Raw genomic sequence first — 26311 nt, 5'->3', positions numbered from 1 at the left:
GGTACCCGGTGGAGGACGATAGGCGCCACGTTACGCCCCCAATGAGGACTTGATTAGTCCTGATTTAGGGGAATAATCATCCCGTCAGCGGGCCAATGTGCCCTTCGTCCTCTGGAGTCATACGATGAGCCACGATCTCAACGACACCCTGATCTTCGTCAAGGTGGTGGAGCAGGGCAGCTTCATCGCCGCTGCCAATGTGCTGCGCCTGCCCAAGACCACGGTCAGCCGCAAGGTGCAGGAGCTGGAGACGCGCCTCGGCGCGCAACTGCTGCACCGGACCACGCGCAAGCTCGGCCTCACAGAAGCCGGCAACGTCTACTACGAACACTGCCAGCGCATCGCGCGCGAATTGAACGAGGCCGCGAGTGCGGTCAGCCAGCTGCACGCGGGTCCCCGCGGTTGGCTGCGCTTCACCGCGCCGTACTCGATCGGCATCGACAAGATCTCGCCGCTGCTGGGCGAATTCCATGCACAGTATCCCGAGATCCGCGTGGAGATGGTGCTGGCCAACGACACGCTCGACCTGATCTCTGGCGAGATCGATGTGGCGCTGCGCATAGGCAGCCTGCCGGATTCCAACCTCGTCGCGCGCCGGCTGAGCACCCTGCGCACGCAGGTGTATGCCAGCCCGAAGTACCTGGCGCGTTATGGCGAGCCGCTGCATCCCGACGACCTGCAGCACCATCGCGTGCTGGCCATGCAGAAGCACCGCCGCGGCAACGGGTGGGCGATGACGCTCAGTGATGCGAGCGGCGAGCGCGACTACCCGATCAACCCCATCCTGGTCGCGAACGACCCGGCCGCGCTCAAGGGTGCATTGCTGTGCGGGGAGGGATTGATGCTGGGCGCCGATGTCATGGTGAAGTCGTACCTGGAGCAGGGCCACCTGCAGCGTGTCCTGGCCGGCTGGACCGGGCAGGAGTACGAGTTCAACGCGGTCTTCCCGCGCGGCCACGTGCAATCGCCGAAGGTACGCGCGTTCGTCGATTTCCTGGTCGAGCGGATGAAGTTCGACGTGGACTACATGATGGAACACTGCCCGGTCTACCTGAAGCAGCAGGCCGAAGCGCGCGCCGCCGCCGGGACGGCGCCCGAGGCCGAAGCCGCGGCAGCGGTGGGGCGCAAGGTGCTGGCCGACGTGCTGAGTTGACGACGGCAGCCGCGCAACGTCGTCCCAACGTTCGTTGCGTCCCGTTGGCGGTTGCGGCTGCCCCCGCGGCTTGCGAACACGAGCAAAGGCAAGCTGGGTCCCGGCGTTCGCCGGGACGACGGTGGATGCGGTCGGGTTCCGGCTAACGATTCCCGAACGCAAGCCGGCGTGCGGCTGGCTAGGATGGAGGCGCATCGCCGGAGCTGGGTTGTCGCGCCATGGATGGACCACCGCACCGCGTCTGCCACCTGACCAGGAATCCGAACGATGAACAAGCTGATGACAGCATCGATGGTGCTGTGCCTCGCGGCCTGCGCGCCATCTGCGCCCGAGGTGGATACCCGGGCCACGCCTGCCGCGGCGCCCGCGCAGGCGGCGGTGGTCAAGACGGCGGCACCTCCCGCCGAGGTTGCGGACGATCCTGCGGCGGTCAACCAGACGATCGATGAAGTGCTGGGCGAGCACGCGCGCTATGAAGCCGTGATCCGTCAACTGCAGCAGGCGGTCGCAGCGAACGACGCGGCGGCCGTGGCCGCGCTGGTGGACTATCCGTTCTCCACCGTGCGGGAAGGGCAGCCGATGAAGGTGGCGGATGCCGAAGCGTTCGTGCGCGATTACGACAGGATCATGCTGCCGGCCATCGCCGAGGCCATCACGCGGCAGAAGTATTCGCAGTTGATGGTCAACTACAAGGGCGTGATGTTCGGCAACGGCGAAGCCTGGGTGAACGGCATCTGCAAGGATGACGCGTGCAAGGATGTCGACGTGCGCGTGGTGGCGCTGCAACCGACGTCCTGATCCGATCATCGCCCTTGCGAATTAAGGTCCCTGTAGGAACGACGCGAGTCGCGACCGCACGGTGTAAGCGCCGGGAAGCGCCCAATCGGCAGGAACAGATCGAATGATGATGTTCCTTTGTTTGTCTTAGTGCGTTCGGCTTACGTGCGCCGATAGCGTGCGGTCGCGACTCGCGTCGCTCCTACAGGGGATTGAGAAAGGGCGGCCAATGGCCGCCCTTCTGCTTGACGCATCGTGCTTCGCTTATTCCACCAGCACATCCACGCGCCGCGCTTCATCGGCATCGCCGCTGCCGGTGGTCTGCGCCGGCTTGTCGAGCGCGATCCGCTCCACCGCCACGCCATTGACCACCAGCCATTGCTGGATGGCCTCGGCGCGCTGCTTCGCCAGCGCCTCGTTCGCAGCGGCATCGCCACTGGCATCGTGGAAGCCGGACACGCGGACACGCTTGCCCGGATCGGCACCGAGCGTGCCCAGCACGCCGGCCATCCGCGCGCTGGTATCCGAGGGCACCACCGCCGATCCGCTGTCGAACAGGATGCGCGCACTGCGTCCGTCCACCACCTCGCCGGCGGCCATCGGCGCGGCATGCGCGGCGACCTCCGTCGACGTGGCGCTGCCCAGCCAGCCATTGACAGGCAGCACCGGGACCAGCAGCAGCGCGACGATGTTGATGATCTTGATCAGCGGATTGATCGCGGGGCCGGCGGTGTCCTTGTAGGGGTCACCGACCGTGTCGCCGGTGACGGCGGCCTTGTGCGCCTCGCTGCCCTTGCCGCCATGGTGGCCGTCCTCGATGTATTTCTTGGCGTTGTCCCATGCGCCGCCGCCGGTGGTCATCGAGATGGCCACGAACAGGCCGGTGACGATGGTGCCGATCAACAGGCCACCCAGCGCCTGCGGTCCCAGCAGCAGGCCGACGATGATCGGCACGATCACCGGCAGCAGCGATGGCACGATCATTTCCTTGATCGCCGACTTGGTCAGCATGTCCACGGCCTTGCTGTAGTCCGGCTTGCCGGTGCCCGCCATGATCCCGGGGATCTCGCGGAATTGCCGGCGCACTTCTTCCACCACGCTGCCCGCCGCGCGGCCCACGGCTTCCATCGCCATCGCGCCGAACAGGTACGGGATCAGACCGCCGATCAGCAGGCCGACGATCACCAGGTGGTTGGACAGGTCGAAGGTGAACACCGTGCCGGGGTGCGCGGTCTGCAGGTTGTGCGTGTAATCGGCGAACAGCACCAGCGCGGCCAGTGCGGCCGAACCGATCGCATAACCCTTGGTCACCGCCTTGGTGGTGTTGCCCACCGCATCCAGCGGATCGGTGATGGCACGGATTTCCGGCGGCAGTTCCGCCATTTCCGCGATGCCACCGGCGTTGTCGGTGATCGGGCCGTAGGCGTCCAGCGCCACGATCATGCCGGCCATCGACAGCATCGCCGTCGCGGCGATGGCGATGCCGTACAGCCCGCCCAGCGCATACGCACCGAGGATGGCGGCGCACACCGCCACCACCGGCCATGCGGTGGAGCGCATCGATACGCCCAGGCCGGCGATGATGTTGGTGCCGTGCCCGGTGGTGGATGCAGCGGCCACGTGCTTGACCGGCGCGTACTGCGTGCCGGTGTAGTACTCGGTGATCCACACGATCACACCGGTCAGCACCAGTCCGACCAGCGCGCAGAAGTAGAGGTTCATCGCCCCGTAGCTGGAATCGGCCATCAACTGCGTGGTGATGGGGTAGAACGCGACGGCCGCCAGCACCGCCGACACGATCACGCCCTTGTAGAGCGCGCCCATGATGGAGCCGCCCGCCTTCACCTTGACGAAGAAGGCGCCGATGATCGAGGCGATGATCGACACGCCACCGAGCACCAGGGGATACAGCACGGCGTTCTCGCCGGCCTGCGCCGCCATCAGGCTGCCCAGCAGCATGGTGGCGATGATGGTGACCGCGTAGGTCTCGAACAGGTCGGCCGCCATGCCGGCGCAGTCGCCGACGTTGTCGCCGACGTTGTCGGCGATCACGGCGGGGTTGCGCGGATCGTCTTCGGGAATGCCCGCTTCCACCTTGCCCACTAGGTCCGCGCCGACGTCGGCGCCCTTGGTGAAGATGCCGCCGCCCAGGCGCGCGAAGATCGAGATCAGCGACGAGCCGAAGGCCAGGCCGATCAACGCATGCAGGGCTTCGGCCTCGGTGTAGCCCATGTGCAGGTGGAGCACCGCGAAGTAGCCGACCACGCCCAGCAGGCCCAGGCCGACCACCAGCATGCCGGTGATGGCGCCGCCCTTGAAGGCCACGTCCATCGCCGCGCTGATGCCCTTTCTCGCCGCTTCGGCAGTGCGTACGTTGGCGCGCACCGAGACGTTCATGCCGATGTAGCCTGCCGCGCCGGACAGCACGGCGCCGATCAGGAAGCCGATGGCGCTGGCCCAGGAAAGGAAGAAGCCGATCAGCACGAACAGCACGATGCCGGCGATGCCGATGGTGGTGTACTGCCGGTTGAGGTAGGCGCTGGCGCCCTCCTGCACGGCCGCCGCGATTTCCTGCATGCGGGCATTGCCCGCGGGCTGTTTCATGATCCAGCGCGCAGCCACCACGCCGTAGATGATCGCCACGCCGGCGCAGATCAGCGCCAGCGTCAAACCGTGTTGTTCCAGCATGACCCCTCCCAAGGTTGATGGATGTCGTCCAGCAGAACGCTTGAACACGCAACCCAATCCCGGTGGAGCCTGTTGAACGATTGAGCGCACTCGACCGCTGCGATGGACTGCAGCACGAAACCCTTGTTCAGACATCCCTGGAGCTGGCCCGAGTATGACCGGATGCGATGCGTGCCGCCAGCGGTGACGGGCCGGTTCAGGCATTCCATGCCAGCCTTTCGCCCCCGATCCTGTTTTCGCATCCGTTTCAAGGAGTTGCCATGCGCCAGACCGTCGCACTACCGTTGCTCGCCGCCTGCCTCGCACTGGCGCTGCCCGCACAGGCGGCCGATCCGGCGCCCGAGATCCAGCGTCCTGCCGGCGCGCCGCAGGCGGTCGGTGCGGTGCACAGCCTGCGGCAGATCCCCGAGGCTTGCGCGCGGCTGGAAGGCGCCTTCACCGGCGACGCGACGCAGCCTTATCGCTATGCCCCGGTGCGAACGAGTCCGCAGTGCCAGCCGCGCGCGCGCTTCATCGATTTCGACAAAGCGAAGCCATCGGTCGCGACAGGCTGGAAACTCAATGACGTGATCCGCGTGCCGAACGCCGCGTGTCCCTCGCAGCAGGCGGTCGTGCGTGTGTGGCGCAAGCCCGGCAGCGCCACGCCGCCGCCGCTGGATGGACAGGGCCAGTCGCGCATCTACCTGCAGGAAGCGAAGCAGCAGGCAGGCGCTGCGGCACAGGCGCCGTCGCTGACGGTGTATGCGGCGAAGCTTGAGGTGGAAGGCAAGGCCTGCAAATAAGGACGGCGACGATCTCCCTGGGGGAGACCGTCGCCGCGGGGTCCGCTTCCGCGCTTACTTCTTCGCGGGCTTGAGCTCTTTCGCCATGCCGTTGAAGGCGGCCTCGTCGGAAGGCGACAGGTTCGGGCGACCGGCCATGAAGCCCATCGTGATCGAGCCGAGCACGTAGTAGGTCTCGCCTGCTTCCACTTCCAGTGTCAGCACGTCCTTGGCTTCGGAGTGCACGGTGTACTGATGGGTGCCCGGCGCGACGGAGGCGATGAAGTACGTGCCGCTGCTGAGCTTGCCGAGCTCCGTTTCGCCTTCGCGGACCTTGTACTTCACCGCGGCGCCGGCGAATTTCTTCTCGCGGAAGAACACGATCTGGCCCATGCCTTCGGACGGTGCGCCGATCAGGCTGTCGCCCGCTGCCGGCGCAGGCGCGGGCGCTGCCTCGGGTGCTTCCGTGGCGGCAGGCGCAGCGGCCTCCTGCGATTGGGCGTGGCCGGCCGCCATCGGCAGCAGCAGGGCGAGGCAGAGCAGCGAACGGTTCAACGGATGACGCATGGGTTACTCCTGTGTGTCGGGTGGTTTCGGGGTGGAGGGGATGTCGGACGTCGAGGGCGTCGGGGCCGCCGCGTCTGGCGCGATGCCGCTCGTGGTGGCTTCCGTGGAAAAGGAGCCGGCGAGCTTGGCCGTCGCCGTCGTCAGCGCGGGTATTTCGATTTCCTTGCCGTGGATGAAGTGCGCGAAGGGTCCGATGCCTAGCGACGCGCCCAGTGCGGCGCCGCTGGTGTCGCGTCCTGCACCTCCCAGCTTGAAGCCGCGCAGCCGGATGGTGTGGTCGCCGATCTGGAGGCGCCGCGCCGCGAGGATGAGTTCGCCGGGTTTGCCTCCACCGCGCGAGGGCTCGGCATGCACGATCTCGCCGGTGCCTTCGATGCCGGCGGGGATCACGACCGCATCGTCCACGACCACCGGTTCCTTCAGGCGCAGACGGAAGGCGTCGCCGCGGTGGGCGTGCGCGGAACTGATGGGGTCGAGTATCTCGATGACGAGCAGCGTGCCATCAGGCAGTACGCAGCACGCAGGCTGCGCTGCTTCACCGCTGACGGGAGCAGGTGGCACCGGCGCGTCCTGCGCGCCGCACGGCAAGGCGCACAGTACCGCGAGCAGGCCCGCGGCCACGCATGTCCATTGTCTTTGCATGTTCCCCCCTGGCGGCAACGCTAGCGCAACAGAAGGGGGTCGCCAAGCGGGGGAAGCGGCCATTCCGTGGCCAGGGCCGGGTGCCGCAGGCGCCCGCTACGAAGCGGCAGGGGTACCCTGGTGATAGGACAGCTGCCAGCCGAGCGCGGTATGTCGCCACACCGACATGCGCAGCGCGGCACTGTGCCGTGTGCCGTCGCCAGCGATTCCGTGCGAGGCGAAGTGCAGCAACGCCACGCCGTCCGAGAGCCGCTCGATGCGGTGATCGTAGGCGAGGACGCGGGGCGGAGACGGGCGATCGGCGAGAAAGTCGATGACGGTCTGCCGCGTATAGCGCGTGCCCGAACGGCCCACCTCATGGAAGTCGGCATGCAACAGGCGCTCCAGCCGTTCGCGCGTGCAGGTCACGCCGGGGTGATGGAGTTCGGATTCGAGGGCCGACAGTTCGGCGAGCAGATCATCCATCGGGCCATGCTAGCGCGAGGAGACGTCGGTCAGGTCGTTGCGCGCAGGGTGGAGCTTGCCGCGTCCTTGTGCGCGAGATACTGCCCGAAACGGTAGCCGGCGCCTGCTACAGCGAGCCCGATGGCGACGGCAAGCAGTCCGATGAGCACTTTGCGGAACATGGGAGCACCCGGTGGCGTGGCGACGGATCCACGTTAGCACCGCCGCGCAAGCCGCGACGGTGCCTGAAGTCATCCTGCCTTGATGCTGGCGCCGCGTTCGGCCAGCAGCGCGCGCAGCACCGACCGGTGGCAGTGTGCTTCGTCCTCGCAGTAGCAGCCGACCGAGAAGTCGCTGCCGTGCGACAGCGCGGCGAGCAGGTCCAGCGTGCGGGCATTGTCGGGCACGGCCATCTCGGCGCGATACTTCCTGGCGAAGGCAGCCCAGGCCTTGGGTGTCGTCGCCTCCTGCGCCTGCTTCACCAGCTCCGTGCTGGGCGCGAGATTGGGATACCAGACGTCGTACCAGTCCTGCGCCGCGAACTCCGCCTTCGGCACGCCACGTGGCGGCCTTCGCACCGTGCCGATGCGCAGGCCTTCGTCCTTCGCGCGCGGGCTGCCAAGCCGGACGATGCTCAGCGTCACGCCTCCGTCAGCCTTCCCACGCCGGCAGTTTCTTCTTCACCGCCACGTTTTTCAGTGTGACGTACTTCGGCAGGCCGTCGGTGCCATAGGGCGGATAGGCTTCGCCGCGGATCAGGGGCTGCAGGTACTTCCGCGCGGCGGGCGTGATGCCGTACCCGTCCTTGCGGATGAAGCCCGGCGGGAATTTCTTCTCGTGGTTGGCCACCTTCGACAGCGGCGCGGCCTCGATCTTCCAGCGGAACGGTGCGTCGGACGTGCGCACGATCACCGGCATCACCGCGTTCTGTCCCTTGAGCGCGAACTGCACGGCGGCCTTGCCCACCGCCTGCGCCTGCTCCCAGTCCGTCTTCGACGCAATGTGGCGCGCCGACCGCTGCAGGTAGTCGGGCAGGGTCCAGTGCACTTTCATGCCGAGCTGGTCCTTGACGCGCCCGGCCAGGTACGAGGCGACGCCACCGAGCTGCGTGTGGCCGAACGAATCCTTGCCGCCACCGGCATCGGCGACGAAGCGGCCATCGGCATGCTGGATGCCTTCGCTGGCCACCACCACGCACCAGCCCACGCGATCGACGACCTTCTTCACCTGCGCGAGGAACTGCGTCTCGTCATAGGCGCGCTCCGGGAACAGGATGATGTGCGGCGCCTCGTCGGGCGACTGCCCGGCCATGCCCGCCGCCGCGGCCAGCCAGCCGGCGTGCCGGCCCATGGCCTCGTAGACGAAGACCTTGGTGGAGGTCTCGGCCATCGCGGCCACGTCCAGCGCGGCCTCGCGCACGGACACGGCCGTGTATTTGGCGGCCGAGCCGAAGCCGGGGCAAGTATCGGTGACGGCCAGGTCGTTGTCGACCGTCTTCGGCACGCCGATACAGGTCAGCGGGTAGTCGAACGCCTGCGCCAGCTGCGAGACCTTCCACGCTGTGTCGGCCGAATCGTTGCCGCCGTTGTAGAGGAACCAGCGCACGTCGTGCGCCTTCAGCACGGCCAGCAGGCGCTCGTACTTCGCGCGGTCGGCCTCCAGTGATTTCAGCTTCACGCGGCAGCTGCCGAAGGCACCACCCGGCGTGTGGGCCAGGGCGCGGATGGCGGCGGCCGACTCCTTGCTGGTGTCGATCAACTCCTCGCGCAGGGCGCCGAGGATGCCGTTGCGTGCCGCCAAGACCTTGATTTTCCGGGCCCGCGCTTCGGTGATGACCGCCGATGCGGAGGCGTTGATGACGGCGGTGACACCGCCGGACTGCGCATAAAGTAGGGTGCCAGATGCCATGTGGGGTTCGTTCCGGGTTGCCGGGATGCGGTAAGCTTCACACAGATGACGCGGTGCAGCGCGGCGCCCGGCGCCCGGCGCGGTCCACCGCCCGCAGGATTCCAGTTTGGGAGTTACAGCATGCGATTGGTTCTACTGGGCCCACCCGGGTCGGGCAAGGGCACTCAGGCGGCGCGCCTGAAGGACTACCTGCAGGTACCACACATCTCCACCGGCGACCTTCTGCGCGCCGAAGTGGCCGCCGGCAGCCCGCTGGGCCTGCAGGCCAAGGAAATCATGGCGCGCGGCGACTTCGTCAGCGACGACATCCTGCTCGGCATGCTGGAAGACCGCTTCGCACGCCCCGACACCGCCAACGGTTTTATCCTGGACGGCTATCCGCGCAACCAGGCCCAGGCCGATGCGCTGGGCACGTTGCTGGCCCGGCTTGGCCAGCCCATGGACTATGCGGTGCAACTGGAAGTGCCGGCCGACCTGCTGGTCGAACGCATCGCCGGCCGTGCCGCCGCCGAAGGCCGTGACGATGACACGCCCGAGGTGGTGCGCAACCGCCTGGACAAATACACCACCCAGACCGCGCCGGTGATCGATTACTACCGCCAGCACGGCCAGCTGACCGTGGTGGACGGTGTGGGTTCGCTGGACGAGGTGTTCACCCGCATCACCGAGGCGCTGGCACCGGCCAAGGAAGTGGGCTGACGTCCCCGCATTCCCGGACGCGACTCCACGAAGCCCCGCCATGCGGGGCTTCTTCGTTGAGGGCTGTGATGGCGGGCATCGCGGGCCGCAGGGGCCGGCTGTTATGGTCCGGGTCCCGAGGGGACGCCCGGAGTCGTCGATGAAGCGCATCGCCTGCCTGCTGCTTGCCAGCCTGCTCACCGCATCGGCCGCCGAAGCGAGGGACTTCCTGCGCGCGCAGGGCACGCAGATCGTCAACGAGGCGGGCAGGCCGGTGATCCTGCGCGGGATGGGGCTGGGCGGCTGGATGCTGCAGGAAGGCTACATGCTGGACATCGACGGCACGGGCACGCAGCGCAGCATCCATGCGCGCATCGCCGAGCTGATCGGGCCGGAGAAGGCCGATGCCTTCTACCAGGCCTGGCGAGACAACCACACCACCAAGGCCGACATCGACGCGATGGCGCGCTGGGGGTTCAACTCCGTGCGCCTGTCGATGCACTACGCGCTGTACACGCTGCCGGTGGAACAGGAGCCGGTCGCCGGCCGGCAGACCTGGGTGGAAGAAGGCTTCCGCCGTACCGACGAACTGCTGGCCTGGACCAAGGCCAATGATCTGTACCTGATCCTCGACCTGCACGCCGCGCCCGGCGGGCAGGGCAACGACAACAACATCGCCGACCGCGATCCCACGCAGCCCTCGCTGTGGGACTACCCGCGCCACCAGGACAAGATGGTGGCACTGTGGAAGAAGCTGGCGCAGCGCTACAGGGACGAGCCGTACATTGCCGCGTACGACATCATCAACGAGCCCAACTGGGGCTTCGCCGACAAGGCCGACAGCAACGGCTGCAAGGAAGACGGCAACGCGCCGTTGAAGGACCTGCTGGTCCGCACCACGCGCGCGATCCGCGAGGTGGACAAACGCCACATCATCGTCATCGAGGGCAATTGCTGGGGCAACAACTACCGCGGCGTGCTCGACGACGGCCCGTGGGACGACAACCTGGTGATCAGCTTCCACAAGTACTGGAACGTCACCACGCGCGAGAGCATCACCGACCTGCTGGCGCTGCGCGACAGGCACCGCATGCCGTTGTGGCTGGGCGAAACCGGTGAGAACTCCAACGACTGGTTCGCCCGCACCGTGGCCCTTGTCGAAGGCGAGGGCATCGGCTGGGCGTGGTGGCCGTTGAAGAAGATCCGCTACAACAACCCGTTGCAGGTGGTGCCGAACGACGGTTATCGCCGGGTGCTTGCGTACTGGAAGGGCGAGGGTCCGCGTCCGTCCTCGGAGGAGGCAGAAGCGGCGCTCATGCACCTCGCCCGCGAGGACGTGCGCTACGAAAACAACGTGCAGCATCCGGACGTGATCGATGCGTTGTTCCGCGCGCCGCATTCGGACCGGTCGGTGCCGTTCAAGGCGCACACGATCGGTGCGCAGGGCGGCATCATCGCGGCGGTCGATTTCGACATGGGCCGCAACGGCGTGGCCTACCACGATCTCACGCCAGCCAATCACCATATTTCCGACGGTGGCGAGCGCGTGGTGTGGAACCCGGCCATGACTTACCGCAACGACGGTGTCGACCTGGGCAAGGGCGACGACGGTGCACTCCATGTGGCGGGCATGCGACGCGGCGAGTGGCTCAAGTACACCTTCGATGCCGGTGCCGGCGGCCAATATCGGTTGGCGCTGGACGGGCACGGCACGGGGCGTGTCTCGCTGGTGCTCAACGGGGTACCGGTGAAGGCCGCCGAACGCGCCCGCGGATTCCGTGCGCTGCGACTCGCACCCGGGCGCAACACGCTGGTAGTGAAGGCCGAGAGCGATGGCCTGGATCTGCAGGCCCTGCATTTTTCCCGCTGAACCCGCGTCACGCCCACGCCTTGCAGGAGGTGCCGAACCCAGCGCGCTCGGCTAAAGTTCGCGGACTCATTCGGGAACCGCAGTCTTGAAGATCCACATCCTCGGCATCGCCGGCACCTTCATGGGCGGCGTGGCCGCCCTGGCCCGCGAACTCGGCCACACCGTCGAAGGCAGCGACCAGGCCATCTACCCGCCCATGTCGACTCAGCTCGAGCAGCTAGGTATCGCGCTGGCGCAGGGCTACCAGCCGCAGAACATCGCGCCGGACTGCGACGAGATCGTCATCGGCAATGCCCTCTCGCGCGGCAACCCTGCGGTCGAGGCGGTGCTGGACCAGGGCCGGCGCTACATCTCCGGCGCGCAATGGCTGTCCGAACGCGTGCTGCCCGGCCGCGACACGCTCGCCGTGGCAGGCACGCACGGCAAGACGACGACGACGACCATCCTGACCTACCTGCTGGACGCGGCCGGGCGTTCGCCGGGCTTCCTGATCGGCGGCGTGGCCGAGGACTTCGGCGTATCGGCGCGCATTGGTGGCGGCCGTGAGTTTGTGGTTGAGGCCGACGAGTACGACACGGCCTTTTTCGACAAGCGCAGCAAGTTCGTCCACTATCGCCCGCTGGTCGCCATCCTCAACAATCTGGAATACGACCACGCCGACATCTTCCCGGACGTGGCCGCGATCCAGCGCCAGTTCCACCACCTGGTGCGCACCGTACCGCGCCGCGGTCGCTTGATCGTCAATGGCGAAGACAGGAGGCTGGAAGAAGTGCTCGCAATGGGGTGCTGGACCCCGGTGGAGCGCTTCGGCTTCGATGCCGCGCTGGAGTGGAGCGCGCGCCTGATCCGCGACGACGGCAGCGCGTTCGCCGTCCGCCACCACGGCAACGAGATCGGCGAGGTGCACTGGCCCATGCTCGGCCGCCACAACGTGCTGAATGGCCTGGCCGCGCTCGCCGCCTGCCATGCGGTCGGCGTCGATGTCGCCACCGTACTGCCGGCGCTGGCGGCGTTCCGCAGCGTGAAGCGGCGACTGGAAGTGATCGGCCAGCACGACGGCATCACCGTCTACGACGACTTCGCCCACCATCCCACCGCCATCCACACCACCCTGGAAGGTCTGCGTGCGCGTGTCGGCGATGCGCGCATCCTGGTGGCGATGGAGCCGCGCAGCAACTCGATGCGTTCCGGCGCGCATGCCGAAGCGCTGGCACCCTCGCTCGACATCGCGGATGCGGTCGTCTTCCTGCACCGGCCGGAACTCGCGTGGGATGCAGGCAAGGTCGTCGGCGCCATCCGCGGCGACGCACGCACCGTCCCCGACGCCGATGCGCTGATCGCGGCGTTGAAGACGCAGGTGCGGCCTGGTGACCACGTGGTGTTCATGTCGAACGGCGGCTTCGACGGTGCGCCGCGACGTTTTCTGGCGGCACTGCAAGGCTGAGGTGGCCGCTATGGCGCACGAGTCCCTGCCGCTGTTTCCGCTGCACAAGGTGCTGCTGCCCGGTGCCGCCATGGATCTTCGCATCTTCGAGCGGCGTTACCTAGACCTGGTTCGGGATTGCGGACGCGCCGGGAGCGGGTTCGGCGTCTGCCTGATCCTGGAGGGCTCTGAAGCGGGGGCGCCCGCGACGCCCGTGGCCTACGGCGTCGAAGCGCGTATCGAGAACTTCGACATGGGCGAGGACGGACTGCTGTCGCTGCGCGTGCGCGGCCACCGGCGTTTCCACGTGGTCCGCACGCGCGTCCGCGACAACGGGCTGGTGATGGCGGATGTGGAATGGCTGTGCGCCGACGAGGACTGGGAGATCCGTCCCGAGCATGCACTGCTGGGCACCTTGCTGCAGACCATGATGGAAAAGGTGGGCAGCGATCTGAATGGATTGCCGCCGCGCATCTTCGAGCACGCCGCCTGGGTGGGATGGCGATTGGCGCAGGTGCTGCCGATCACCCCGGAGCAGCGCGTGTCGATCCTGCAGGAAGACGACGTGCACGCGCGCCTGCAGCGCCTGCTGGAGTGGATCGACTGACACCGGCCCGGCGGGGAGGGCTTCAGCCCCGACCGCACGTACTGAATTCCGGGATGCCTGACGGGAGGGCGTCGGGGTTGGCTTTCAACAGCCAGCAAGGCTGGTCAGCCCCTCCTGCAGGAACCTTCCCGGTGAGTCAGGGCGGGACCGCCTCGCCACTGGTGCGCAAGCGCAGCACCGGCAGCCCGGAATCCGGATGCGGCGCGATCGCGTGAGCGAGATCCGGCGTGGCCTGCGTCACCGCGTCGAGCGCCGTGCGCGCTTCGCGCAGTGGCCGCCACAGGCGCACCAGATTGAAGGCGCGCTGCTGCTGCAGCACCTGCGCACTGCCGATCCACAGCGGTACATTGCCCGGCTGCAGCCGCGTGTCCGCCGGCCACAGGCGCAGCACGAACACTTCGCCGGGCTGGTCGCCGTCGCGCAGCATCAGCAGGCTCTCCGCGCGGGTATCCAGCGTGGCCGGCAGCACCGGCTGCTCATCGTCGGGCAGGTCGCTGTCCAGCAGGTTCAGGGCTTCCTCCCACCCGGCCTGCGGCTGTTCGCGCCAACCGGCGGCCGTCAGGCTGGCCTTCAATGGCGCCAGCGGCCCGGCGACCTGCACGTCCAGCGGCCAGCGCTGTTCGTCATCGAATTCGTTCCGGCGCGCCGGCAGTGACTGCCAGTCGCGTTGCCACCAGTCCTGCAGCGCAATCGTCCGTTCGATCACCGGTGCCTGGAACTGCGCCAGCATGGGCTCCACGTTGCGCGGCGCATGCCACAGTCCGGCCAGCACGAAGCTGCCGTAGAACAACCATGCGATGGGCTTGATCCAGAACGAGCGCACCATGCGGCGGCGGTACGCGATGCCCAGCACCAGCAGCCACACCAGGCCGAACAACATGCCGCCCACCACGTCGCTGAGCCAGTGCGCGCCCAGATAGATGCGCGCGAAGCCGATCAGCGCCACCACGATGCCCGAGACCAGGTAAGGCCACACGCGCGTGCGGCCCGGCAGTTCGCGCGCGATCAACACAGCGAAGAAGCCGAAGGTGATCGTCGACATCGTCACCGCGATGGAGGGAAAACCGAAGCCGCTGCTGACGCTGGGCGGCTTAGGGATGTCCACCGACGCGCCGAGCCATGCGGTCAGCGCCAGGCCGAAGGCGAGCGCCGCGAGCCAGTGCCCGGCCGCCATCCAGCGCCTGCGCCAGCACAGGTAGACCAGCACCAGCAGCGACGCCGGTGCCAGCACCTGTTCGTCGCCCAGCGAGGCGATTGCGGCCAGCGGATAGTCCGCCAGCGGATTGCGCAGCGCACGCATCAGTTCGTGGACCCACAGGTCCATGGCGAGCGGTTCGCCGTGGCCGATCACGATGATGAGGAACGCGAACCACACCCACACGATCGCCAGCAGCAGGATCGCCAGCAGCGCGAGTGGCACGGACTCGCGTCGGAAGGGGTCGAACACGGCTGCGGTGTAGCGCCCCAGCACGGGGTGCGCGTGCGACCACGCCAGTGCGCGCGCCAGCAGGGCGTCGGCGTGCGCGGCGAACCATCGGTAGGTATAGAGCACCAGCGCCCAGGCCAGCGCCAGCACCAGCACCAGCAGGCCCAGCACCAGGGCCAGTCGGCCCGCCACGGCGGCGACGGCATCGTAGGCATGGCCCAGCACCCAGCCGGGCAGCAGGAACGCCGCCGCCCACGCCACGCTGGCTGCGCCGCTGGCCACCAGGTAACGGCGCAGCGGCATCCGCGAGATACCGGCCACGGCCGGCACGAAAGGGCGGATGGGCCCGACGAAGCGCGCGACGAAGATGCTCTTCCACGCATTGCGCCGGAACAGCAGTTCGCCGCGATCGAGCAATTGCGGGTATTTGCGGAATGGCCAGACCGTCCGCAGCTGTTGCCCCCAGCGGTGTCCTATCCAGTAACTGGTCGCATCGCCGATCAGGGCGCCCAGCGTGGCGCAGGCAACCGCATACGGGCCGGAAATCTCCCCCAGGCCGATCAGCACGCCCACCGCGAACAGCAGCGGCAGGGCGGGCACGATGGCACCGATGATGATCGCCGCATCGCAGAACGCGATGGCGAAGATCACCAGGCCCGCGGCGACAGGATGTGCACTGATCCAGGCCAGCAGGTTGTCGAACCAGGAAGATTCCATCGCGGGATTATAGGCGGCTGTTCCTGACCCGCGTCTGCCACCCCCGGGCAGTAGAATGACGTCGTGGACTTGCGCTCGCCCTCCGAAATCACCGCACTCAAGGCCGACAGCTTCGGTCGCATCTCCCTGATGCAGGGACCGTCGGGTCCGTTCGTGCGCCGCGATCTCGCGCACGTGCCCCTGTGGCTGCGGCTGCCCGCCTGGTGGCTGGCGCGGCGCGAGGCTCTGGCGTTGCGCAAGGTCGCGGGGATGGCCGACGTGCCCCAGCTGCTCGACTGGACCGGCCGCCGGCTCGACCGCAGCTACATGGAGGGGGCGGCGATGTACCAGCGCCCGCCACGCGGCGACCTGGCCTACTTCCGCGCCGCACGCCGCCTGCTCCAGCACCTGCACCGCCGGGGCATCGCCCACAACGATCTCGCCAAGGAGGCGAACTGGCTGGTGCTGGAAGACGGCCGCCCGGCGATCATCGATTTCCAGCTCGCCACCCGCGGCGACCCGCGCTCGCGCTGGATGCGCCTGCTGGCGCGCCAGGACCTGCGCCATCTGCTCAAGCACAAGCGCATGTATTGCGGCGCGTCGCTCACCCCCATCGAGAAGCGGGTGCTCAAGCGCACGTCCTGGCTGCGTGACCTCTGGTTCCGCACCGGCAAGCCCGTCTACCGCTTCATCACCCGGCGGTTGCTGAAGTGGGAAGACAACGAAGGGCAGGGACCGAAGCCGTGAGCTTCCGGCGAGCACGCGCGGTCTCCTGTGCGGTGCCTGCGGACAGCACGCTGCGCGCCGCGGCCGACGATGCCTACTTCGTGCATTGCGCCGCCATCGGACTGTCGCGCGCGCCCGTGTCCGCCTTGCAGGTGTACCAGGACATCGCGCATCTGGTACCCGCTTGGTTCGAGGGAATGATGACGGCACGCAACTGCGTGATGCGGTGGTTGGGCATGAAGGACCTGGGGCGTATCCGTGCCGCAGGCCGGGCACGTGATGTGCGGGTCGGCGAGAAGGTCGGCATCTTCACCGTGCTCAGCCACGCCCCGGACGAGATCGTGCTGGGTGACCAGGACCGGCACCTGCGGGTGTCGCTGTCGTTGCAAGTCAGACGGCAGCACGATGCCGCGCATCTCTACTGCGCCACGGTGGTCGAACACCCCAACTGGCTGGGTCGGCTCTACATGCTGCCGGTGGATCCGATCCATCGGTTGATCGTGCCCCACCTGCTGCAACGCTACGCGCGTCGGCTGTGCGACGCCTCCGCCCCTTTCCCACGGGATGCACCATGAATCCACTGTCTGGCAAGACCCTCTTCATCACCGGTGCCTCGCGCGGCATCGGCCTGGCCATCGCCCTGCGCGCGGCGCGCGATGGCGCCAACGTGGCCATCGCCGCCAAGTCCTCGGTACCCAACCCCAAGCTGCCGGGCACCATCCACACGGCAGCCGAGGCGGTGAACGCGGCGGGGGGACGCGGACTCGCGCTGAAGTGCGACATCCGCGAAGAAGACGACGTGAAAGCCGCCATGGCGGCCACGGCGGATGCCTTTGGCGGCATCGACATCCTGGTCAACAATGCCAGCGCCATCTGGCTGGCCGGCGCACTGGAAACCCCCATGAAGCGCTTCGACCTGATGCAGCAGGTCAACGCGCGCGGCAGCTTCCTGTGCGCGCAGGCCGCGCTTCCCTACCTGAAGCAGGCCCCCAATCCGCACATCCTGATGCTCGCGCCGCCGCCCACGCTGGACCCGAAGTGGTGGGCGCCGCACACCGGTTACACGTTGGCGAAGATGGGCATGAGCTTCGTGACCCTCGGGCTGGCAGGCGAATTCGGTCCGCAGGGCATTGCCGTGAACGCGCTGTGGCCGCGTACCATCATCGCCACGGATGCGTTGAACATGATTCCCGGCGTGGAGATCCCGCGCTGCCGCACGCCGCAGATCGTCGCCGACGCCGCGCATGCCGTGCTGGCCCGTGATGCGCGTGGTTTCCACGGTCACTTCCTGATCGATGAGGATGTGCTGCGCGAAGCCGGCGTCGCGGATTTCGCGCCGTATGCCGTTGATCCGTCGCAACCGCTGCTGCCGGACCTGTTCCTGGAATAGCGGGCAGGTGCGTTGCGCAACCTGTCTTCGATGCCGGTCATGAAGAGGAGCCACGACGATGTCGCCATCTGAAACCGCAGGACGCCAGGCGCTGGCGTTCATCCGCATGGCCCTGGCCACGCTGCTTTTCGTCCACGGCATCGCGCGCGTGCTGGCCGATGGCGTGGCGCCTTTCGGCGTTTTCCTGGAGTCGCGCGGATTTCCGTTCGGACTGGGGATCGCATGGTTCGTGACGGTGTTCGAACTGGTCGCGGCACCGGTGTTCGCGGCGGGCCGATGGATCACGCCGATCGCGCTCGTGTTCAGCGCGATCTACGCCTGCGGCATCTGGCTGGTGCACGCGCCGGCGGGCTGGTTCGTGGTGGGCCTTGGCCGCAATGGCGCCGAGTACAGCGTGCTGATCATCGCCTGCCTGCTGGCCAATGCGTGGGCGCACCGCACCCGTTCTTCCGTTCCGACATGAGGCTGTCATGAAATACCTGCACGCGATGATCCGCGTCCACGATCTGGAGGCCACCGGCCGTTTCCTCACCGAAGGCCTGGGCCTGGTGGAAACCCGGCGCATGGACAGTCCCCAGGGGCGATTCACCCTGGTCTACTTCGGCGCGCCGGCCAACCCGGAGGCGGAGATCGAACTGACCTATAACTGGCCGCCGGAAGACGGATCGCCCGCCGAGGACTATGGCAGTGCGCGCAACTTCGGCCATCTCGCGTTCGAGGTCGACGACATCCATGCGACCTGCGCGCACCTGCAGTCGCTGGGCATCACCATCAACCGCCCGCCGCGCGATGGCCGCATGGCCTTCGTCCGCACACCGGACCTGATCTCGATCGAATTGCTGCAGAAGGGAGCCGCGCTGCCACCGCAGGAGCCTTGGCTGTCGATGGGCAATACCGGCGTCTGGTGACGGCCGGGGACGGCCGCCGGATACTTCCGCGCCCTCTGCCTGTTAACACCCGCGGCGCCCACGACGTCCTACGCAGGAAGAACGAGCAGGGAGTGGCGTGGACGCGACGGAGACCCTCGCGGCACTGGTGAAGGCCGCACGGACCGGTCAGCGCGCGGCGCTGGAGGCCCTGTATCGCCGTTTCGCGCCGGTGGTGCACGGCATCCTGCTGGCGCGCCTGCAGCCGGCCGATGCCGATGACCTGACGCAGGACGTGTTCGAGACCGCGCTCGCGCGCCTGTCTTCCCTGCGGGAGGATGCCGCGTTCCCGGGGTGGATCGCCAGCATCGCCCGCCATGCGGCGCTCGACGCCGCGCGCCGGCGCGTGCCGCTGACGGGCATCGCGATGGACGATCTCACCGACGGCACCGACGTCGAAGCGCACGTGGAAGCCCGGCGCGCGATGGAGGCCATCCGCAGCTTGCCGGAAGCCTATCGCGAGACGCTGCTGCTGCGCCTGGTGGAGGGCCTGACGGGGCAGGAGATCGCAGAACGCACCGGCCTGGCGCCCGGCAGCGTGCGGGTGAACCTGCATCGTGGCATGGCCCTGCTGCGCGCCGCGCTGTCCACGCCTATACGAGGAGCATCGACATGACCCCGACCGACGACGCTTCGCCCGGCGACGACTACCTGTGGGATCGCAGTGGCGCGATCGACGACGACGTTGCGAGACTGGAGCGGCAGCTGTCGCTCTACCGCTGGCGCGACGTCTCTTCCGTGCGGGTCGCGCGTGTTCCCGCGCCCGCCCCCCGACGCCCGCTGCGCGCGCGTATCGGCTGGGCGATGGCTGCCACCCTGGCGATGCTGGCGGTGGGCCTGCTTGGCGGTTACGAGCGCCGCCTGCGTTGGCCGGTGGATCAGGCATGGCAGGTCGCGGACGTTGCGGGCCCGGTCCGCATCGACGGTGCGACGGCAGGCGCGCACGCGTCCTTCAGCCCGGGGAGCGTGCTGGAAACCGGGCGTGGCGCGCATGCGCGCGTGCGCGTGGCCCGCATCGGCGAGCTGGTATTGGGAGAAGGCGCGCGCCTGCGGCTGGTGGAAACACGCAGCGGCCGCCATCGCACCCGGCTTGAGCACGGTCGCATGTGGGCGCGTATCTGGGCGCCACCGGGCTCCTTCGGCGTGGATACGCACGCGGGCGAGGTCTTCGACCTCGGGTGCGAATTCGTACTGGAGGCGGGCCAGGAGGGCGCGGGCTCGCTGACGGTGCGCAGTGGCTGGGTGCAGGTGGACAACGCGTGGCGCGAAGTGCTTGTTCCGCAGGGCGCCCGCGTCGACTTCGACGCGGGCGGCCGGCCCGGCATGCCCTACGACCTGGGCGCGAGCGCGGCTTTCCTGTCGGCCTTGCGCGATGTTGATGCACGCGTGGCGCAGGGGCAGGAGGGCGATACGCAGGAAGCGGTTGCGCGCCTGCTGGCGCATGCCCGTCCACAGGATGCGATCAGCCTGCTGTCGCTGGTGCAGGCGCACCCCGCTCTTGCCGACGGGCCGGTCTTCGATCGCCTGTCGTCGTGGATGCCTGCGGATGCGCGCGTCACCCGCGCCGGCATCCGCGCCCAGGGCGCGCGGGCGCTGTCGCCGTGGTGGGACGCGTTGCCGTATCCGCGCATCAAGCACTGGTGGATGCAGTGGCCGGACGTGTTCGAGGCGCGCGCCGACGCGAGGACGCTGCTGCGGGAAACACCACGCTGAGTGACGAGCACGGGTTAACGCGGCGCGCACCCGTGGCGTCTTTTCTCATGCGCGGCAACGTCGCGCGGCACGCCGCACGGCGTTGCCCCATCACCGGAGAACCGTCATGAAGATCGTCCCGCTGCACCTGCGTGCCTGTGCCGTCCTGCTGGGCCTCAGTGCCCTGTCCATGCCCGCGCATGCCGGCCCGCCATTGCTGTGCGAACCGTTCGACACCGCGGGTGCGCCATCGCTGCCCTGGGGCGCGGGGTGGAACACGCCGTCGCCGGCCTATGGCCTCGACCGCCTCGTCGCCGACACCCAGCGCCTGCTGGCCGCCGACACGCCGGTCATCGCGCGGATGGAAACGCTTCGCCGCGCGGCGATCTACGCCAGTCGCGACGGCGCTGTGCTGCGCGACCTGTCCGCGCGACTGGAAGCGCGCGTCGCCGCAGCCACGGGCGCGTCGGCGCGCGCGCTTGCGCTGTTCGATGCGGGCTATTTCCGCGAAACCCTGCAGGACCTGCTGCGCCTGCAGCGGTATGACATGCCGCGGACCGGCCGGATCGATGTCGCCGCGTTGCGCGCGCAACTGGCACGCGAAGACGGTAGCGTGCGGATCGCCCAGGCCGTGGCATTGCGGCCGCAGGACGCTTCGCTGCGTTTCGCCGCTGCGCTGGTGGCGCGCGCGGACGAACGGGCCGACGACGCCGGGCGCCTCACGCTCGAGGCGCGCCAGGGGCTTCCGGGCGATGCGCTGCTGGCGCGCAACATCGCGCAGCTGGCGCGCTGAGGGACGGTGGCGGCCCCGCCGATGATGAGGAAGTGAACGACCTCCGCGCCCGCACCTTGGCAGTGCGGGCGCGATGAGGGAAGCTGGCAGCCTGTTCCCTCAATGCAGGTGCCCGATGAACCTCGCCCTGGTCGTGATCGATGTGCAGCGTGGCCTGTTCGAGCCGCAACCGTCGCCGGCCGATGCCGATGGCGTGATCGAGCGCATCAACGCGCTGTCGGCGAAGGCCCGCGAAGCCGGCATGCCCGTTGTTTTCGTGCAGCATGAGCGCGCAGGCGACCTGGAGCCGCAATCCACCGGCTGGGCGCTGCATCCCGCGTTGTCGGTGGCCGAGGGCGACCACCGCATCCGCAAGAGCACGCCGGACTCGTTCCTGCGCACCGGACTGGACGAGGTGCTGTCGTTCTGCGGCGTGGAAGGTGTGGTGCTGTGCGGTTACGCCACGGAGTTCTGCGTGGACACCACCACGCGCAGCGCGGCGGCGCATGGGTACCACGTGGTGCTGGCCGCCGACGCGCACACCACCCACGACAAGGCGCACGCGACGGCCGACCAGATCCGCACGCACCACAACGCCACGCTGCCGGCGATCCGCAGTTTCGGCGTGAGCATCCGGGCGCTGCCGGCCGACGGGATCGCCTTCACCGCCTGAGCGGCGGGATGCTGCGGCGCCCGCTGGCGCGGACCCCGCGATCGGCGACAATACACGGCCATTTCCGCTGCAGAGCCGCTGCCATGAGCGCCACGACCGCCGCCGACCTGCTGGCCAACGGCCAGCGCTACTACCTGCCCGTGTATCGTCCGCGCGACGTCATCCTGGAGCGCGGCCAGGGCGCGCGCGTCTGGGACAGCGAGGGACGCGAATTCATCGACCTGTCCGCCGGCATCGCCGTCTGTGGGCTGGGCCACAACGACCCCGACCTGGTCGCGGCGCTGACCGAGCAGGCGGGCAAGCTGTGGCATACCAGCAATGTCTTCTACAGCGAGCCGCCGCTGCGCCTGGCCGAGGAACTGGTCACCGCATCGCGCTTTGCCGAGCGGGTCTTCCTGTGCAACTCCGGCGCGGAGGCCAATGAAGCGGCGATCAAGCTGGTGCGCAAGTGGGCCGCCTCGCAGGGCCGCGCGCCGGACCAGCGCGTGATCGTGACGTTCCGTGGCAGCTTCCATGGCCGCACACTGGCCACCGTGACGGCGACGGCGCAACCGAAGTACCAGGAAGGCTACGAGCCGCTGCCCGCCGGGTTCCGCTACGTCGATTTCAACGATCTGACCCAGCTGGAGATCGCCATGTCCTGCGGCGATGTGGCGGCGGTGATGGTCGAGCCGGTGCAGGGCGAGGGCGGCGTGATGCCGGCCGCGCCCGGCTTCCTGGCCGGCGTGCGCGCGCTGTGCGATCACCATGGGGCGCTGCTGGTGCTGGACGAAATCCAGGCGGGCATGGGGCGCACCGGTACGCTGTTCGCGCACTGGCAGGACAGCGTAGTGCCCGACATCGTGACGTTGGCCAAGGCGCTGGGCGGCGGTTTTCCGGTCGGCGCGATGCTGGCTGGCCCGAAAGTGGCCGAGGTGATGCAGTTCGGCGCACATGGCACCACCTTCGGCGGCAATCCCCTGGCGGCGGCCGTCGCGCGCGTCGCGCTGCGCAAACTGGCCTCCCCGCAGATCGCCAACAACGTGGCGCGACAGGCCGCGGCGCTGCGCAAGGGGCTGGATGCGATCAATGCGGAACTCGGTCTGTTCTCGCAGCTGCGTGGACGCGGCCTGATGCTGGGTGCGGTGCTCGGCGCGAAGCATGCCGGCCGGGCCGGCGAGGTCCTGGACCGGGCGGCGGCGCAAGGCCTGCTGCTGTTGCAGGCAGGCCCCGACGTGCTGCGCTTCGTGCCCGCGCTGAACATCACCGACGAGGAAGTGGCCGAGGGCCTCCGGCGCCTGCATGCGGCGCTGCGGGCGTTCGCTGCCTGAGCGGTGCAGCCCTCCCGATGGCGGGCATGATCAGGCGGCCGGCAGGGTAAGGCGCGCCACGGTACGGCCGGGCACACTCTCGATCCGCAGGTCGATGCCGTGGCGTTCGCAGAGTCGCTGCACGATCGACAGGCCCAGGCCAAAGCCTGCACTGTCGTCATGCTTGATGAAGGGCTGGAAATCCACGTCGCGCACGCCGGCGCCCGGGTTGGAGACACACAGCGTGTCGCCGTCCATGGCGATGGCGATGCGACCTTCGCGGGTATGCGCGAACGCGTTGCCGACCAGGTTGGACAGCAGGATGTTCAGCACCGTGGTGGGCAGGTTCGTCGCGTGGTGGCTGGCGACATCGACGTGGACGTCCACCTGCTTGTTGTCCAGCAACGGCGATTGCTCGACGACGACGCGTTCCAGCACCGGCAGCACCGCGGTGGCGTTCGCGGGCCCCGGCGCTGCCTGCTCGCGCGCCAGCGACAGCAGCAGCATCACCGTCTGTTCCAGTTGCCGCGACGATTGCGCGATGTGGTCCAGGCTGCGGTGCGCCGCCTCCGACAGCCCCGGCTCCGTGCCCAGGCGCTCGGTCGCGGTGCGGATCACCGTCAGCGGCGTCCTCAGCTCATGGCTGGCATCGCGGGTGAACTCGCGTTCGCGCTCGACGAAGGCGCGCACGCGCGCGATCAGGTCGTCCAGCCGGCGCGCGAGCAAACCCACTTCATCGTCGGGGAATGCGGCGGCGAAATTCGGCGGCAGTCGCTCCGGCGTGGCGTCTCCCACCGCCTGGGCCAGTCGCGACAGGGGCGCTGTGATGCGATGGGCCAGCCAGCCACCGAGCAGCAGGGCCAGGGTCACCACTGCGACGCCTGTCCAGAACAGGAGGTGCAGGATCTGCGTCCGCATCGGCCGGACCGCCAGCAGAGAACTCACTTCGGCGACCAGCCACGCACGCGAACCCGCCGCGCCGGGCGGATCGAGGGGACGGAGGTGGTAGTGCCGGCCCGCGGCACCGGAGAATTCCCGCCGCCGCGGTTCCTGGCGCAGCACGTCGGCCATGCCGTCCGGGAGCGCGGACATGTCGGTGACCACGGACATGAAGCCGTCGCGCGGCGTCGCCCACGTCCCGTGGTCGCGATGATGCTGCAACTGCGCAGCCACCTCGCGTTCGAGCATCGCCTCGAAGAGGTGGTCTTCGACCGTGTAGACGAACAGCAGTACGTACAGCGCGAACACGGCCGCGACCACCACGGTGAACGTGGCGAACGCCAGCATCAGGCGGTTGCGCAGGCGCCTGCGGGGCGCGTGGGCGTTGCGGCTCATGCGTCGGCCTGCAGGCGGAAGCCCACGCCGTGCACGGTCTTCAGCATCGGGGTGGTGAAGGGCTTGTCCAATGCCTGCCGCAGCAGATACAGGTGCGTGCGCAGCGGATCGGACTCCGGTGGCGCGTCGTTCCACAGGCGCTGGATCAGTTCGCTGCGCGTCAGCGTGCGCGGCCAGGCCTCGGCCAACGCCAGCAGGATCTGGTAGCTGGTCTGGTGGAGGTCCAGGTCGTGACCTTCCCGTCGCGCCCGGCCGTTGCGACGGTCGATATGCAGCGAGCCGATCTGCAGCACATGCGTCTGCCCGGCACGATGCCGTTGCGACAGTGCGATGCAGCGCGCCAGCAGTTCCGCGCCCGCGAACGGCTTTACCAGGTAGTCGTCGGCACCGGCCCGGAAGCCCTGCAGCTTGTCCTCCAGCGCATCGCGCGCGGTCAGCATCAGCACGGGGACATGCCGGTCGGCTTCGGCCCGCAGGCGCTCGCAGAGACGGACGCCGTCGAGCCCCGGCAGTCCCAGGTCCAGCACCACCACATCGGGCGGCGCGTCCAGGGCTATCTGCAATCCGCTCCGTCCATCCCCGGCGAACTCGGCCTGGATCCCCTCCGCTGCGAACAGGCCATCGAGCTGCGCGCGCAGCAACGGGTTGTCCTCGATCACCAGGACGCGGAGCGCGGAGGCCTTCATCGGTTCAACCGTCGATGCGTTGCAGGAGGGCCCTAGCTTCTTCCATGTCGGGCTTGCCTTCCAGCACGCGCTGCACCAGTGCCCTGGCCTGCGCATGTTCGCCGAGCCGCAGGTGCGCTTCGGCGGCACCGAGTTTCAGCTCCGGTTGCGCCATGTACGGCATCGCCAGCTGCATCAGCTGCAGCGCGTGGCGGATGTCGTCGTCGTGGGAAGCGGCCTGCGCCTGGTAGTAGCCGAGCAGGCCGAGCAGGTCGACGTGGTAGCGCGCGGTCTCGGCGGCCAGGGCGGCCGCGGCGCTCCGGGTGTCGCCTTCGCGTGCCTGCGCTGCGAGTGCCATCGTCAGTTCGTCGCGCCACGCCGTGCGCGCGACCGGCGTACGGCCCGTGGCGCGCACGATGGCCTCGGCGACACCGGGAGTGGAGTAGGGGTTCTGCCCGGTGACGAGACGGCCGTCGACGACGACCTTCGGCATCATCAGCGGCGCCTCCTCCCAGCGTGCGCCGCGCTCGCGCAGCCTGTCTTCCAGCAACCAGGGAAACTCCTTCGCCCAGCGCTTGCCGAACAGGGCTTCCTCCTCGTTGGTGAAGCCGGTCAGGGCCTTGCCATCCACGAGCGACGCGCCATTGCGCAGGCGGACGTCAGCGAGCGCGGCCGGTCCATGGCAGACCGCGCCGATCACGGCGCCGTGTTCGTACGCATCGGCCAGCAGCGATGCCAGCGCAGCATCGCGCGGCAGGTCGAACATCGCGCCCTTGCCGCCGACCACGTAGATGGCGGCGTAGTCACTCGCCTTCACGTCCCGGGTTTTCCGTGTGTCCGCGAGCACGCGTGTGGCGTCCGCATCGGCGAGCAGGGCCGCATTGAACGACTCCTGCGGGTTGTACTTGTCGGCTTCCACGGCACCCCCTTGCGGACTGGCGACCTCGATGGCGAAGCCGTTCGCCTTGAAGATCAGCCACGCCTGCGACAGCTCGTCGAACTCGTAGCCCGGTCGGGTCTTGCCCTGGTCGCGGCCTTCGCCGCTGACGACGATCAGGATCCTGCCCGCATCCGCCGCGTGCAGCGGTGCGGCGAGGGTGGTCAGCAGGAGTGTGCAGGCGAGGTGGAACGTGCGTGGAATGAAGCGCATGACGACGGTTCTCCGGTGGGTGGGCACCAGTGTCCTGTCGCCGGATCAATCAA

General features: G+C 68.4%; 28 protein-coding genes and 1 pseudogene. 17 read left to right on the top strand and 12 right to left on the bottom strand.

Translation table 11 applies throughout. From position 1 onward, the window contains the following. Positions 1 to 124 precede the first annotated feature (124 nt). On the top strand, positions 125 to 1153 hold the full coding sequence (locus WBN46_RS11675) for a LysR substrate-binding domain-containing protein (protein ID WP_337731646.1): 1029 nt from the start codon (positions 125 to 127) through the stop codon (positions 1151 to 1153). Between the two features lie 267 nt (positions 1154 to 1420). Further along, a complete protein-coding gene (locus tag WBN46_RS11670; RefSeq protein ID WP_192202170.1) occupies positions 1421 to 1951 on the top strand; it encodes a hypothetical protein in 531 nt (176 codons plus the stop codon). A 243-nt stretch (positions 1952 to 2194) separates the two neighbouring features. Here WBN46_RS11670 and WBN46_RS11665 read toward each other — a convergent pair whose 3' ends face one another. Next, positions 2195 to 2530, bottom strand: a complete 336-nt coding sequence (locus tag WBN46_RS11665; protein WP_337731921.1) for an OmpA family protein — start codon at positions 2528 to 2530, stop codon at positions 2195 to 2197. Positions 2531 to 2590: 60 nt separating this feature from the next. After that, a pseudogene (locus WBN46_RS11660) lies at positions 2591 to 4618 on the bottom strand (sodium-translocating pyrophosphatase); the annotation flags it as partial. A gap of 260 nt (positions 4619 to 4878) precedes the next feature. Here WBN46_RS11660 and WBN46_RS11655 point away from each other — a divergent pair. Next, positions 4879 to 5400 (top strand): hypothetical protein, encoded by a 522-nt coding sequence (locus tag WBN46_RS11655; protein ID WP_337731645.1) that lies wholly within the window; start codon positions 4879 to 4881, stop codon positions 5398 to 5400. A gap of 54 nt (positions 5401 to 5454) precedes the next feature. On the opposite strand, the gene WBN46_RS11650 is transcribed toward WBN46_RS11655, so the two are convergent. From WBN46_RS11650 to WBN46_RS11625, 6 genes are all read right to left on the bottom strand, one after another. Next, positions 5455 to 5946, bottom strand: a complete 492-nt coding sequence (locus WBN46_RS11650) for a DUF2846 domain-containing protein (RefSeq protein ID WP_337731644.1) — start codon at positions 5944 to 5946, stop codon at positions 5455 to 5457. A gap of 3 nt (positions 5947 to 5949) precedes the next feature. Further along, complete coding sequence (locus tag WBN46_RS11645) at positions 5950 to 6588, bottom strand: hypothetical protein (protein ID WP_337731643.1); 639 nt, start codon at positions 6586 to 6588, stop codon at positions 5950 to 5952. Positions 6589 to 6684: 96 nt separating this feature from the next. After that, entirely contained in the window at positions 6685 to 7053 is a 369-nt protein-coding gene (locus tag WBN46_RS11640) for a DUF4440 domain-containing protein (RefSeq protein WP_337731642.1), read from the bottom strand. Positions 7054 to 7082: 29 nt separating this feature from the next. Then, positions 7083 to 7214: a hypothetical protein gene (locus tag WBN46_RS11635; protein ID WP_337731641.1), complete on the bottom strand. Its 132-nt coding sequence runs from the start codon at positions 7212 to 7214 to the stop codon at positions 7083 to 7085. A gap of 69 nt (positions 7215 to 7283) precedes the next feature. Then, entirely contained in the window at positions 7284 to 7676 is a 393-nt protein-coding gene (locus tag WBN46_RS11630; RefSeq protein WP_337731640.1) for a DUF488 family protein, read from the bottom strand. A gap of 7 nt (positions 7677 to 7683) precedes the next feature. Further along, positions 7684 to 8940 carry a 6-phosphofructokinase gene (locus WBN46_RS11625; RefSeq protein ID WP_337731639.1) on the bottom strand — a complete coding sequence of 419 codons (1257 nt, stop codon included), beginning with the start codon at positions 8938 to 8940 and terminating at the stop codon, positions 7684 to 7686. A 120-nt stretch (positions 8941 to 9060) separates the two neighbouring features. Here WBN46_RS11625 and WBN46_RS11620 point away from each other — a divergent pair, with 120 nt between their 5' ends. The 4 genes from WBN46_RS11620 to WBN46_RS11605 all read left to right on the top strand — a co-directional run bounded on the left by WBN46_RS11620 (position 9061) and on the right by WBN46_RS11605 (position 13518). Then, positions 9061 to 9639 carry an adenylate kinase gene (locus WBN46_RS11620; RefSeq protein ID WP_142125568.1) on the top strand — a complete coding sequence of 193 codons (579 nt, stop codon included), beginning with the start codon at positions 9061 to 9063 and terminating at the stop codon, positions 9637 to 9639. A gap of 139 nt (positions 9640 to 9778) precedes the next feature. Then, the gene (locus tag WBN46_RS11615; RefSeq protein ID WP_337731638.1) at positions 9779 to 11488 is read left to right on the top strand and encodes a cellulase family glycosylhydrolase; all 1710 of its coding nucleotides are present in this window, start codon (positions 9779 to 9781) and stop codon (positions 11486 to 11488) included. A gap of 85 nt (positions 11489 to 11573) precedes the next feature. After that, complete coding sequence (gene mpl / locus WBN46_RS11610) at positions 11574 to 12932, top strand: UDP-N-acetylmuramate:L-alanyl-gamma-D-glutamyl-meso-diaminopimelate ligase (protein ID WP_337731637.1); 1359 nt, start codon at positions 11574 to 11576, stop codon at positions 12930 to 12932. Positions 12933 to 12942: 10 nt separating this feature from the next. Next, a complete protein-coding gene (locus tag WBN46_RS11605) occupies positions 12943 to 13518 on the top strand; it encodes an LON peptidase substrate-binding domain-containing protein (protein ID WP_337731636.1) in 576 nt (191 codons plus the stop codon). Between the two features lie 136 nt (positions 13519 to 13654). On the opposite strand, the gene WBN46_RS11600 is transcribed toward WBN46_RS11605, so the two are convergent. Beyond that, complete coding sequence (locus WBN46_RS11600; RefSeq protein ID WP_337731635.1) at positions 13655 to 15661, bottom strand: VTT domain-containing protein; 2007 nt, start codon at positions 15659 to 15661, stop codon at positions 13655 to 13657. Between the two features lie 129 nt (positions 15662 to 15790). Between WBN46_RS11600 and WBN46_RS11595 the strand changes: the two genes are divergently transcribed. The 10 genes from WBN46_RS11595 (at position 15791) to WBN46_RS11550 (ending at position 23129) form a co-directional block, all read left to right on the top strand. Beyond that, the gene (locus tag WBN46_RS11595; RefSeq protein WP_255431487.1) at positions 15791 to 16387 is read left to right on the top strand and encodes a phosphotransferase; all 597 of its coding nucleotides are present in this window, start codon (positions 15791 to 15793) and stop codon (positions 16385 to 16387) included. Then, entirely contained in the window at positions 16384 to 16941 is a 558-nt protein-coding gene (locus WBN46_RS11590) for a DUF2867 domain-containing protein (RefSeq protein WP_337731634.1), read from the top strand. Before WBN46_RS11595 ends, WBN46_RS11590 begins: the two co-directional genes overlap by 4 nt. Beyond that, on the top strand, positions 16938 to 17756 hold the full coding sequence (locus WBN46_RS11585) for an NAD(P)-dependent oxidoreductase (protein ID WP_337731633.1): 819 nt from the start codon (positions 16938 to 16940) through the stop codon (positions 17754 to 17756). Before WBN46_RS11590 ends, WBN46_RS11585 begins: the two co-directional genes overlap by 4 nt. A 58-nt stretch (positions 17757 to 17814) precedes the next feature. After that, a complete protein-coding gene (locus WBN46_RS11580; protein WP_337731632.1) occupies positions 17815 to 18219 on the top strand; it encodes a DoxX family protein in 405 nt (134 codons plus the stop codon). A gap of 7 nt (positions 18220 to 18226) precedes the next feature. Further along, positions 18227 to 18664: a VOC family protein gene (locus WBN46_RS11575; RefSeq protein WP_337731631.1), complete on the top strand. Its 438-nt coding sequence runs from the start codon at positions 18227 to 18229 to the stop codon at positions 18662 to 18664. Between the two features lie 97 nt (positions 18665 to 18761). Next, complete coding sequence (locus WBN46_RS11570) at positions 18762 to 19298, top strand: sigma-70 family RNA polymerase sigma factor (RefSeq protein WP_337731630.1); 537 nt, start codon at positions 18762 to 18764, stop codon at positions 19296 to 19298. Next, positions 19295 to 20395, top strand: coding sequence for a hypothetical protein (locus WBN46_RS11565; protein WP_337731629.1), 1101 nt, complete (start codon positions 19295 to 19297; stop codon positions 20393 to 20395). Before WBN46_RS11570 ends, WBN46_RS11565 begins: the two co-directional genes overlap by 4 nt. 106 nt (positions 20396 to 20501) lie before the next feature. Continuing rightward, on the top strand, positions 20502 to 21167 hold the full coding sequence (locus WBN46_RS11560) for a hypothetical protein (RefSeq protein ID WP_337731628.1): 666 nt from the start codon (positions 20502 to 20504) through the stop codon (positions 21165 to 21167). Between the two features lie 115 nt (positions 21168 to 21282). Beyond that, complete coding sequence (locus WBN46_RS11555) at positions 21283 to 21819, top strand: cysteine hydrolase family protein (protein WP_337731627.1); 537 nt, start codon at positions 21283 to 21285, stop codon at positions 21817 to 21819. A gap of 83 nt (positions 21820 to 21902) precedes the next feature. Next, positions 21903 to 23129 (top strand): acetylornithine transaminase, encoded by a 1227-nt coding sequence (locus WBN46_RS11550; RefSeq protein ID WP_337731626.1) that lies wholly within the window; start codon positions 21903 to 21905, stop codon positions 23127 to 23129. 30 nt (positions 23130 to 23159) lie between these two features. Here the strand turns inward: WBN46_RS11550 and WBN46_RS11545 are convergent, their stop codons facing one another. From WBN46_RS11545 to WBN46_RS11535, 3 genes are read right to left on the bottom strand one after another with little or no spacing between them, the layout of a single operon-like run. Further along, positions 23160 to 24443 carry a HAMP domain-containing sensor histidine kinase gene (locus WBN46_RS11545; RefSeq protein ID WP_337731625.1) on the bottom strand — a complete coding sequence of 428 codons (1284 nt, stop codon included), beginning with the start codon at positions 24441 to 24443 and terminating at the stop codon, positions 23160 to 23162. Further along, a complete protein-coding gene (locus WBN46_RS11540; protein ID WP_337731624.1) occupies positions 24440 to 25129 on the bottom strand; it encodes a response regulator transcription factor in 690 nt (229 codons plus the stop codon). The genes WBN46_RS11545 and WBN46_RS11540 overlap by 4 nt, the downstream gene beginning before the upstream one ends. Positions 25130 to 25133: 4 nt before the next feature. Then, positions 25134 to 26258, bottom strand: a complete 1125-nt coding sequence (locus WBN46_RS11535; protein ID WP_337731623.1) for a DJ-1/PfpI family protein — start codon at positions 26256 to 26258, stop codon at positions 25134 to 25136. Positions 26259 to 26311 lie beyond the last annotated feature (53 nt).

Origin of the sequence: Pseudoxanthomonas sp. CCNWLW251 (assembly GCF_037402255.1) — a bacterium.
Taxonomy (GTDB): Bacteria; Pseudomonadota; Gammaproteobacteria; order Xanthomonadales; family Xanthomonadaceae; genus Pseudoxanthomonas_A.
This window is presented reverse-complemented; position numbering and strand designations above follow the sequence as displayed.